The following is a 9,749-nucleotide window of genomic DNA, read 5'->3' on the forward strand; positions in this document are numbered from 1 at the left end:
AAATGACAAAAACAAATTCATACATTCTTGCCATAACAGGCGCATCCGGCGCAATATACGGGCTGAGCCTTCTTAAAGCTTTAATCGAACATTCTTATTTCGTACATCTTATCGTTTCAGAACCGGGTTTTACCGTAATGAAAGACGAACTTGATATGTTTAAAGAAGGTTATAATTATAAAGATAAAGCAAAAATTAGCAATAACGTTAATCCCGAAATTTCTAATTTAGACGCAAAACAAGAAATATTAAACGTTATAAAACTTAATTTAACGTCAAATTCCAATATTGCCTCGGATGCAGTTTTTAATTCTTATGCCGAAATGTTTGAACTTTTAGACGAAAAATTTTTGGAGTCTAAAATTGCGAGCGGTTCGGCAAAAGAGGTTAAAGGTATGGCGGTTGTTCCGTGTTCTATGGGTTCGCTTGCAAGAATAGCTTGCGGAATTTCCGGAAATTTGATTGAACGTGCGGCAGACGTAGTTTTAAAAGAAAAAAAAAGACTTGTGGTATGCCCCAGAGAAACTCCGCTCAACGATATACATCTTAAAAACATGCTGTCGCTATATTCATCAGGAGCGGTAATACTTCCGCTGATCCCCGGTTTTTATAATAAGCCTAAAACTATAAGCGATATAGTCGATTTTATAACGGGCAGAATTTTAGACAGCCTTTCTATAGAGAACGATATATATGAAAGATGGGAAGGTTATAACGGAAAATATAATGAAAAATAAAAGTTTTGATTTAATTAAGGAAAAAGTTTATAATAATATTAGGCTTACGGTTGAAGACGCCCTGTTTTTATTCGAATCTAAAGACCTGCTTTCCATAGGAGAGCTTGCAAACTATAAAAACAATAAAATTAACGGAAACAGCGTTTATTATATAGTCAATATTCATGTTAATTATACCAATATATGCATAAACAGGTGCGCATTTTGCGCATTTTACAGGACGGGGAAAGAAAGCGACGCATATTCTATGAGTATAGACGAAATAATTGAATATATAAGAAAACATCATAAATTGAATAATTTTAAAGAAGTCCATATAGTCGGAGGTCTTCATCCATCCTTGCCTTACAAATTTTATTTAGACATGATTCGCAGAATAAAGAAAGAATTCCCTTCCCTTATGATTCAGGCGTTTACCGTCGTAGAAATAGACTATTTGTCTAAGATTTCCGGTTTATCCGTGGAAGCCGTGCTATACGATTTAAAAGAAAGAGGCTTAAACAGTCTTCCCGGAGGCGGAGCCGAAATTTTTAATCCAGCCGTAAGAAATAAACTTTGTCCAAATAAAATCAGCGGCGAGAGATGGATATATATTCATAAAGCGGCGCATAAAACGGGAATCGTTTCAAATGCTTCAATGCTTTATGGAGTAAAAGAAAGCTTCGCAGACAGGGTAAACCACTTAAACGACATTAGAAACGCACAAGACGAATCGGGAGGATTTAAATCTTTCATCCCGTTTGCATTCCAGCCGAAAAATACAGCGGTCAAAAATTCATCGCTTACTTCCGGGTACGATGACCTTAAAGTTATTGCGACCGCCCGCCTTTTTTTAGATAATTTTAAACATATAAAAACTTTTTTCGTAAATCTCGGCATTAATCTTGCACAGGTATCTCTTTCTTTCGGCGCCGACGATTTCGACGGAACTCTTATAGAGGAAAAAATATCGCATAACGCAGGTTCTTCTCAGCCCTCCGGACTCAGCGTCAAAAATTTAAAAAAAATAATAACCGAAACGGGCAAGATACCCGTAGAAAGAGACACGGCTTATAATATAGCTTATAATTAACGAAATAATTAATAATATTTAAATTAATTTTTTAAAAGTTTAAGGAGGCTAAAAATGTTTAACTTAAACGAATTTGTATTTTATCCTGGGTACGGAGTCTGCATCGTAGAATCTATTTCCAAAAAAACGATAGGTTCCGCCGAAATGTCTTTTTACAATATCAGGGTTTTAGAAAACAACGCTAAAATTATGATACCGGTAAAAAACGAATCCGAAGTCGGTCTTCGTCTTTTAATTAAAGAGAACGAGATACAGAAAGTTTTCGACGTTCTTGAGGAAAAATCCGAAAAAAAGCCTTTCGCAAAAAAAGAATCCTGGAACAAAAGATTTAACGGATACAATATAAAATTATGCTCCTCATGCCTTTTTGAAGTTGCCGAAGTTCTAAGGGATTTGTATACTTTAAAATGCCAAAAGGAATTGTCCTTCGCCGAAAAGAAAATGTTTGAAAAAGCAAAACATTTAATAACAAAAGAAATTTCTACCGTTATGAACAGGTCTGAAACATACGTAGAAGAAAAAATAAAAAAAATATTTATAAAAAAGACTGAAATATCAGAAAATTTGAAATTAAATGCATAAATTTAAACGTTTATTATATAAAATTTATAACCCAGATGAAAATTTTTAATAAAAAACCTATTCTTTTTATTAGGATATCGCTTGTTCTTATCTCTGCCGTTCTTGGTTTTTTAATCGGAAAAGAATATTGGCATAACGATTTTTTATCATATGTTGGTTTATTATTCGGTTTTACTATAGGTTTTATTGTTATATCCGTCGAAAAAAGCATGGAATCGATTTCGACCAAAAAAATACTAACCGGAGGAATCGGGCTTTTTATAGGGCTTTTTATAATCAATTATATTACATACCAGCTTTTTAAATCTTTTTTTACCGGTTCGGATCTTGGTTATATTACTTATGCTTTCGTAAATTTCGTGGCAGGTTATCTGGGATTAATTATAGGACTTAGGGTGAGCGACGATTTTTCGGTCGGTATAAGGATGCAGGACGGAACTGCAGCCGTCGGCGGACAGAATCAGTTTCGGCAGGAAACAAACAGAAATAATTTTTCGGACATAAAAGCGGAGGAATCGGAACAATGCCGTAATTACAAAGTTATAGATACCAGTTCTTTGATAGACGGAAGAATATTGGACGTATCCAAGACCGGTTTTATAGACGGAACTTTCGTTATTCCCTCTTTTGTTTTACACGAACTTCAGCATATAGCCGATTCCCAGGATCCGCTAAAAAGAGTTAAAGGCAGAAGGGGATTGGACATACTTAAGGAACTCAGGGAAGATAAAAATATTAATATAAAGTTTACCGACGTCGATTATCCGAATATAAAGGAAGTCGATGCAAAATTAATCGCTTTTGCAAAAGAAAATAACGGTAAGATTATTACGACGGATTTTAACCTTAATAAAGTTGCACAGGTCAGGAATATAAGGGTTTTAAATATAAACGATTTAGTTAAGGCGCTAAGACCTATTCTTTTGCCTGGCGAAACTATGACTGTCTTGATTACAAAAGAGGGCAGGGAAAAAAATCAGGGCATAGCATATATGGACGACGGAACTATGGTAGTAGTCGAAGATGCCATGAAATTAGTCGGTTCGGAGTTGGAGGTCGTCGTTACTAGCGTGCTTCAAACTTCAAGCGGCAGAATGATATTTACTAAAATAAACAGCGAAAAAGAGAATGCAGTTGTATAATTTCTTTTTTTAATTTTCCGAGTGGAATTTTTTTAAAAACAGTTCGGCTATTTCAAAGTCCAAGGCAGATGTTATTTTTATATTTAAATCCGTAGATTTTACGGGAAACACGTTCAAACCTAAGTTTTCGACTAAAGATACGTCGTCGGTGGATATAAAATTTTCTTCTGCAGCTTTATAAACGGCTTTTTTTATAATATTAAACTTAAACGTCTGCGGAGTTTTGGCGGATATAAGGCTGTCCCTCAAAAGAGTTTTAAGTTTAACCGCGTCTGCTTTGTTTTTCAACTTTTCCGCGCTTGCGCCGTTATTTTCTCCGTGAATTTCTTTTATGGTTTCCGTAACGCCCGAACATAAGAACGCGGCTCCGTATTCTGCCGTTTTATCTAATAATAAACTTAATTCGTTCTCGGTTACGAAAGGTCTTGCGGAATCGTGGATAAATACGGCGGTATTTTCGGCGGTATTCCCTGAATTTTCCCTGGACGCATCTGCTTTTATATAGGTATTTTCTATAAATTTTATAGCATTATATACGGATTCCTGCCGCGATTTTCCGCCGGTTACTATTTTTAATTTTTCTATTTTTTCTTTCGAAATATTGCTGCCGAAAAAAGCGTCCCAGTTAAAATTAAAAATTTGCGGCGGAGGAATAGTTATTATAATTGCATCGAAATTAATTTTGGAATTTAAAAAAATATCGAGACTGTGCAGAATAATTTCTTTATTTTTTATTTTTACAAGCTGTTTAGGAACGGAGAAACCGGTGCGCGAACCTATTCCTGCGGCAAGCAATATCGCGTATATTTTCATTTTAATTCCTTAGACAAAAGACAGACGGTGAAACATTCTATGGCTTTCTGTTTGCCGACGGAATCAAGCCCTTCTTTAGTTTTGCCTTTAATATTTATACGGGATTTGTCTACGTTTAAGGCGGAAGATACGGAAGTTATCATCTGTTCTTTATAAGACGAAATTTTAGGGGTTTGCGTGACTATAGTAATATCCGCGTTAACTAAATTGTAGCCTTTTTCTTTAACCAATCCGTATGCGTAATTTATTATTTCTACGCTGCTTATTCCTTTTGTTGATTTTAGATTATCCGGATATAAAACGCCGATATCCGGAAGGGATAAAGCTCCAAGCAGGGCATCGGTAAGCGAATGAAGCACGACGTCGCCGTCCGAATGAGCTTCAACTCCTATATGCCCTTCTATAGTCACTCCGCCGAGATATAATTTTTTTGCGGCATTTTCAAAAAGCGTAAATTCTAAAAACTTATGTATATCGTAACCGCTTCCTATTCTAAAACTATCATCTATCATAAAAACCATTATAGCACGACATCTTATTTAACGGAATATTTTTTTGGCTTTGAGGGCGTTTGATGTGGTATAATATGAGTAAGAAGAAAAGAATAATATCAATTCACATTTCACGCACAGCATAGTTATTCCTGCAAAAACGGATATATAAACGCATGACGTTTATCGTTTATACTGATAAAGAAATTTCCAAAAAACGGATTAAGTTAAAATAAAGATAAATAAAGATAGCTACAAAATAAATAGAGATAACAGATAATAATAGATAATAATTTAAACAAATAAGATAAGGGAGGGGGGGAAATTATTATGAGAATGCTTTTTGAACCGATAGAGATAGGCGGAATAAAAATTAAAAACAGAATAATGATGGCGCCAATGTGTATGTACTCGGCGGTTGACGGCGTAATAGGCGCTTTTCATACCGCTCATTTAGGGGCAAGAGCGATAGGCGGCGTCGGACTTATCATGGTTGAAGCTACCGGCGTCAGCCCTGAAGGAAGAATCAGCCCTTACGATGCCGGAATATGGAACGAAAAGCAAGTAGGGGCCTTTAAGCCCGTCGTAGAATTTTGTAAATCTTGCGGATCGGTAATGGGAATACAACTGGCGCATGCCGGAAGAAAAGCATCGACGAACGCTCCGTGGCTTGGAGAGAACCCCTTGAAACCAGGCGAAGGCGGTTGGCAGGTTCTCGGTCCCAGCCCTATTCCTTTTGACGAAGGCTATCCTGTTCCAAAAGAAATGGATGAAAACGATATTAAAAAAGTCGTGAAAGATTTTGCAAACGGTGCAAAAAATGCCGATAAGGCTGGATTCGACGTTATAGAAATACATGCCGCCCATGGTTATCTGATAAACGAATTTTTGTCGCCGATATCAAATAAAAGAACCGATAAATACGGCGGCAGCCTCGAAAACAGGGCAAGACTCCTGCTGGAAATTATAAGCGCAATAAAATCTGAAGGCTGGCCGAAAAACAAGCCAATATTAGTAAGAATTTCCGCCGTTGACTGGATAGAAGGAGGTTTTGACCTCGAATCGTCTATAGGTTTGGCAAAAATGTTAAAAGAAGCAGGAGTATCTTTAATAGACTGTTCTTCAGGCGGAACGTCTCCGAAAGCAAAAATGAATATATATTTTGGCTATCAGCTCGGCTTCGCAAAAGAGATAAGGGAAAAAGCCGGTATAGCCGTTTCGGGAGTAGGACTTATTACGAAACCGGAATTTGCCGATTTCATACTAAGTTCCGGAACTGCTGATATGGTGGCTCTCGGCAGGGAACTGCTCCGCAATCCTTATTGGCCTCTTACGGCGGCACGCAAACTTGGCGTAGATATCGAATGGCCTAAACAATATCTAAGGGCTAAGTTTTGATTTAAATTAAAAATATCGTCGCCTCTTTTTTTTATCGGTCTTTTTAGGATAAAGTCTCAGGTTTCTTTTACCGTGGATAATACCAAGTATGACGATGCGGGATTCTTCTATTTTATATATTAGGCGGTATTCTTTTATAAAAAGTTCGTGGACGGCAGAATTTGAAAATTCAGGAACTATGCGGCCTCTTTCAGGAAATTCTTTAAGAGAAAGGCTTGCATTTATGATTTCACGGACGAAAGATTTTGAATAAAAATGAGAATCTCTGGATATATATGTTGCAATAGATTCAAGGTCATCGGCGGCCTCTAACGTCCAGATTATTTTTCGAGCCATTTGGACATTTTCTCTTCAATTTCTTTTTCTTCGTAAACGCGGCCTTCTTCCTCGTCCTTCAAACCGCATTCGATTTTTTGTATTACATATAAATGATACTGTATATCTTCTAAAGTGCAATTATCCGGTAAGCGCTTTAGAAGGTCGGCAACTTCGTTTTTGACCGTCTGCATTTTTTTCTCCGTTAAATATTTACCCACTTATTTTTAAACTTATATTTATTATACCATTAATAAAATTATACAGATAGATTTCTTTGTTTTTTTATACCTTACTAAAAAAACCAAGATTTTTATAAATAATCTGCAAATGCAGACAGGAGTATAAGAATAAATAAATATTATCCGCTTTTTTTAATAACCCTTTGGAATTTTTAGAACATTATACGAAAATATAAAAGCAAGAAAAAAACAGACAGCCGTTACGCCAAAAGCAAAAGAGAAATTACCCGTATAGCCGATAATAGCCCCTAAAACCACGGGTATCGATAAGGCTCCGATAAAACTGAAAGTATTCATAATACCGTTGGCGGTACCTGCCAACTCTAACGGAAATAATTGCAAAACGATTACATAAGGGAGGGACATTCCGCCGAAAACTAAACCCATCGTTAAAGATACGATTATTGTCCATATAATAGAAATTTTAAATATTAATAGGCTAAAAACGGCGATTAATAGAAAACTAAGAAACTGGCTGTATCGAAAGATTGCAACATGACGATTTAAACGGTCTGCCATAAAACCGGATAGCGGCTATGAAATAATAGTGCCTGTTAGACTTTTTTCCGTTTTTTAAATGAATTAAAATATATGCTATAATTGTATAATTGAATAATAAATAAAAACAGTTCTGGGAAAGATGCGTCTTCAAATCCTTTTTCTTTTCATTTTATGCTCATCGTTAATATTAGCAAGGAGCAGTTTACATTAAAGCTGCTATTTTAATTTTTTAATTACAGTCAATTAGGGGATTTTGGAAGAAAAGTAGTTGATAATATTTTCGTATGATGCGATAATAGATTTATTTATAATATAAAATGACTCTATTTTGAATCATAAATGGAGGTAATATCGATGAAGCAACTTACTATAAGAGGAATACCTGACGAGCTTGAAAATATTATTAGAAAAGAGGCGGCAGAAAAGGGTGTTAGCCTTAACAAGGCGCTTGTTTCGCTGGCGGTAAAATCTATAGGCACTAATAAAAATAAAAGCAAAAAAGAAAAGCTATATCACGACTTAGACTGTTTTTCCGGTTTATGGTCGGAAAGCGAAGCCGAAGCGTTTAAAAAAAATCTTTCGGATATAAGAAAGATTGATAAAGAGTTATGGACAACAGAAAAATAATGCTTGATACTTCCGCTTACTCTTCTTTCTTGAGAGGACACGATAAGATAAAATTCGCAATACAAATTTCGGATGAGATATTTATAAATCCGATTGTGATAGGTGAATTATTATCCGGATTCGTTATGGGGAAAAACGAGGAGCGGAACAGGGAAATTCTCAGGAAATTCTTAAAATCTTCAAGGGTAAATGTTGCCGCTATCGGCGAAGAAACCTCCGAAAGATATGCGGCTATAATAAATTACCTGCGCAAAAACGGTACGCCGATACCATCCAACGATATATGGATAGCCGCCTCGGCTATGGAATACGGGCTTAAAGTCATTACGACCGACAAACACTATCTTAATATCCCGCTAATTATAACAGAATTTTACGATTGATGGCCGTAAAACGCCATGCCTTTTCCCTGATTTCTTCTTTAGAAAATTTTATAGAAAATTTTTTAAAGGTATGCTAAATACCTTATGCCTTGCTCGGTTTCTTAATTCCGAACTTTTTTGCAGGAAGCTGATATATACAAAACCTATGTGAAAATCTCGCCATAAAAAAGACAAAAATGGGTAAAAAAATGATATTATTTGATTAAATATGAAAAGGGCTTGAAACAGGAGAACCTTATAAAATCAGTGGTGCCGAAGGGGGGAATCGAACCCCCATGGGATTGCTCCCGCCGGATTTTGAGTCCGGTGCGTCTACCAATTCCACCACTTCGGCTTATTGCGGCATACTGAAAATAATTTTGTATAGGCATTTAATATGCGATGTAGCGCATATTTTTTTATTATACTAAATTATTAGGACAATAACAAACTAAAAAACTACCCCAAAATAATATGAAAATATTTAATTTTTAAAGATTTATTTGATGCGCAATATTTGAATTTATTAATTAGTACCAACATAACTATCAAAATGGCAACTGATAAATAATGTAAATTAAATGTCTTAAATAAACAGATTAGTACTTTGATGCTTGGATTGGAATGGGATAATAACTTAACTTCGTATGCGGTTGATCCAAGCGCATATTTCCATTCAAACGCGTTTTATATGATAGGGATGTATAGTTTTGAAATAAATTAAAAAGCGGCATATTGCCAACTTTGTTGGCAATATGACAACCTTAATTAATAAACGGCGATGTATTAAGGCAAGGCTTAAAAATATACACAAAATACCACAAATTAAATATGGACTTCATTTAATCTTATCAATGGCATAATAATTGCATTATATTAATCTAAATACTAAATATTTATTTATAAAAATATATAAAAATATTTAAAATGGAGATGCAATCATGGCATTTAAGAAAGTTTCTTACGATATAGCGATAAAGTTCGCCGCCGTATATTTGTTTACGGTAATTATATTTGCCGTACCGTTTTTTATTTTTCCTCGTTATTTTTCTATAGAATCAGCATCCGTTTTAATTATGGCGGGCATAATAATATCCGCCGTTTTTATATATTATTTTTTGATTAAACCTCTTGAAAGGCTTCAGACTATCGTAGAAAATATCGAAAAAGGGAATTTTTTAAACGAACATGGAAAAACAGGCGTTTTTACAAATAACGGCATTAACGAAATTATCGGCAAATTATATAAAATATCCGGTGAAATAAATATATTCGTCGGTTCGTTAAATTCATGCGCGAAATTGATTGCAAGAAGGAATTTAAACTTTGAAGATATAAATAAAGCGGGCCGCTTGGCCGGCGGCGATAAAGCCTTAATAACCGCAGGCCTTTATTCGGAATCTAATTCCGCACTAACGGAAGCTATGGGAATTGTGGCTCAGGATATAGCCGAAACAAAGAAAGAAC

13 protein-coding genes and 1 tRNA gene are annotated in these 9,749 nt (G+C 35.4%); 8 read left to right on the forward strand and 6 right to left on the reverse strand.

What is annotated here, in order from left to right; genetic code table 11:
- Positions 1-2 precede the first annotated feature (2 nt).
- The 4 genes from EVJ48_06185 to EVJ48_06200 are packed head-to-tail and all read left to right on the forward strand — an operon-like array spanning position 3 to position 3,533.
- Positions 3-737, forward strand: a complete 735-nt coding sequence (locus EVJ48_06185; GenBank protein RZV38857.1) for a UbiX family flavin prenyltransferase — start codon at positions 3-5, stop codon at positions 735-737.
- Entirely contained in the window at positions 727-1,809 is a 1,083-nt protein-coding gene (gene mqnE, locus EVJ48_06190) for an aminofutalosine synthase MqnE (protein ID RZV38870.1), read from the forward strand. Before EVJ48_06185 ends, mqnE begins: the two co-directional genes overlap by 11 nt.
- 54 nt (positions 1,810-1,863) lie before the next feature.
- The gene (locus tag EVJ48_06195; protein RZV38858.1) at positions 1,864-2,391 is read left to right on the forward strand and encodes a CarD family transcriptional regulator; all 528 of its coding nucleotides are present in this window, start codon (positions 1,864-1,866) and stop codon (positions 2,389-2,391) included.
- A 35-nt stretch (positions 2,392-2,426) separates the two neighbouring features.
- Positions 2,427-3,533, forward strand: coding sequence for a TRAM domain-containing protein (locus tag EVJ48_06200; GenBank protein RZV38859.1), 1,107 nt, complete (start codon positions 2,427-2,429; stop codon positions 3,531-3,533).
- A 9-nt stretch (positions 3,534-3,542) separates the two neighbouring features.
- Here the strand turns inward: EVJ48_06200 and EVJ48_06205 are convergent, their stop codons facing one another.
- Together EVJ48_06205 and ispF are read right to left on the reverse strand one after the other, a co-directional pair.
- Positions 3,543-4,346, reverse strand: coding sequence for a 2-C-methyl-D-erythritol 4-phosphate cytidylyltransferase (locus EVJ48_06205; protein RZV38860.1), 804 nt, complete (start codon positions 4,344-4,346; stop codon positions 3,543-3,545).
- Positions 4,343-4,867: a 2-C-methyl-D-erythritol 2,4-cyclodiphosphate synthase gene (gene ispF / locus EVJ48_06210; protein RZV38861.1), complete on the reverse strand. Its 525-nt coding sequence runs from the start codon at positions 4,865-4,867 to the stop codon at positions 4,343-4,345. Before ispF ends, EVJ48_06205 begins: the two co-directional genes overlap by 4 nt.
- Positions 4,868-5,173: 306 nt before the next feature.
- On the opposite strand from ispF, the gene EVJ48_06215 reads away from it, so the two are divergent.
- Entirely contained in the window at positions 5,174-6,235 is a 1,062-nt protein-coding gene (locus tag EVJ48_06215; protein RZV38871.1) for an NADH:flavin oxidoreductase/NADH oxidase, read from the forward strand.
- A 6-nt stretch (positions 6,236-6,241) separates the two neighbouring features.
- On the opposite strand, the gene EVJ48_06220 is transcribed toward EVJ48_06215, so the two are convergent.
- The 3 genes from EVJ48_06220 to EVJ48_06230 form a co-directional block, all read right to left on the reverse strand.
- A complete protein-coding gene (locus tag EVJ48_06220) occupies positions 6,242-6,571 on the reverse strand; it encodes a type II toxin-antitoxin system RelE/ParE family toxin (GenBank protein ID RZV38862.1) in 330 nt (109 codons plus the stop codon).
- Positions 6,556-6,744 carry a hypothetical protein gene (locus tag EVJ48_06225; protein RZV38863.1) on the reverse strand — a complete coding sequence of 63 codons (189 nt, stop codon included), beginning with the start codon at positions 6,742-6,744 and terminating at the stop codon, positions 6,556-6,558. Before EVJ48_06225 ends, EVJ48_06220 begins: the two co-directional genes overlap by 16 nt.
- A 180-nt stretch (positions 6,745-6,924) precedes the next feature.
- Positions 6,925-7,311, reverse strand: a complete 387-nt coding sequence (locus EVJ48_06230; GenBank protein RZV38864.1) for a hypothetical protein — start codon at positions 7,309-7,311, stop codon at positions 6,925-6,927.
- Positions 7,312-7,647: 336 nt separating this feature from the next.
- Here EVJ48_06230 and EVJ48_06235 point away from each other — a divergent pair, with 336 nt between their 5' ends.
- Positions 7,648-7,920, forward strand: a complete 273-nt coding sequence (locus tag EVJ48_06235) for a hypothetical protein (protein ID RZV38865.1) — start codon at positions 7,648-7,650, stop codon at positions 7,918-7,920.
- The gene (locus tag EVJ48_06240) at positions 7,902-8,303 is read left to right on the forward strand and encodes a type II toxin-antitoxin system VapC family toxin (GenBank protein RZV38866.1); all 402 of its coding nucleotides are present in this window, start codon (positions 7,902-7,904) and stop codon (positions 8,301-8,303) included. The genes EVJ48_06235 and EVJ48_06240 overlap by 19 nt, the downstream gene beginning before the upstream one ends.
- Before the next feature lie 247 nt (positions 8,304-8,550).
- Here EVJ48_06240 and EVJ48_06245 read toward each other — a convergent pair.
- Positions 8,551-8,637 (reverse strand) — tRNA-Leu (locus tag EVJ48_06245).
- A gap of 586 nt (positions 8,638-9,223) precedes the next feature.
- Between EVJ48_06245 and EVJ48_06250 the strand changes: the two genes are divergently transcribed.
- Positions 9,224-9,749 (forward strand): hypothetical protein (locus tag EVJ48_06250; GenBank protein RZV38867.1); only part of this gene is annotated, 526 nt, incomplete at its 3' end.

The sequence above is a fragment of the Candidatus Acidulodesulfobacterium acidiphilum genome (assembly GCA_008534395.1).
GTDB classification, from domain to species: Bacteria; SZUA-79; SZUA-79; order Acidulodesulfobacterales; family Acidulodesulfobacteraceae; genus Acidulodesulfobacterium_A; species Acidulodesulfobacterium_A acidiphilum.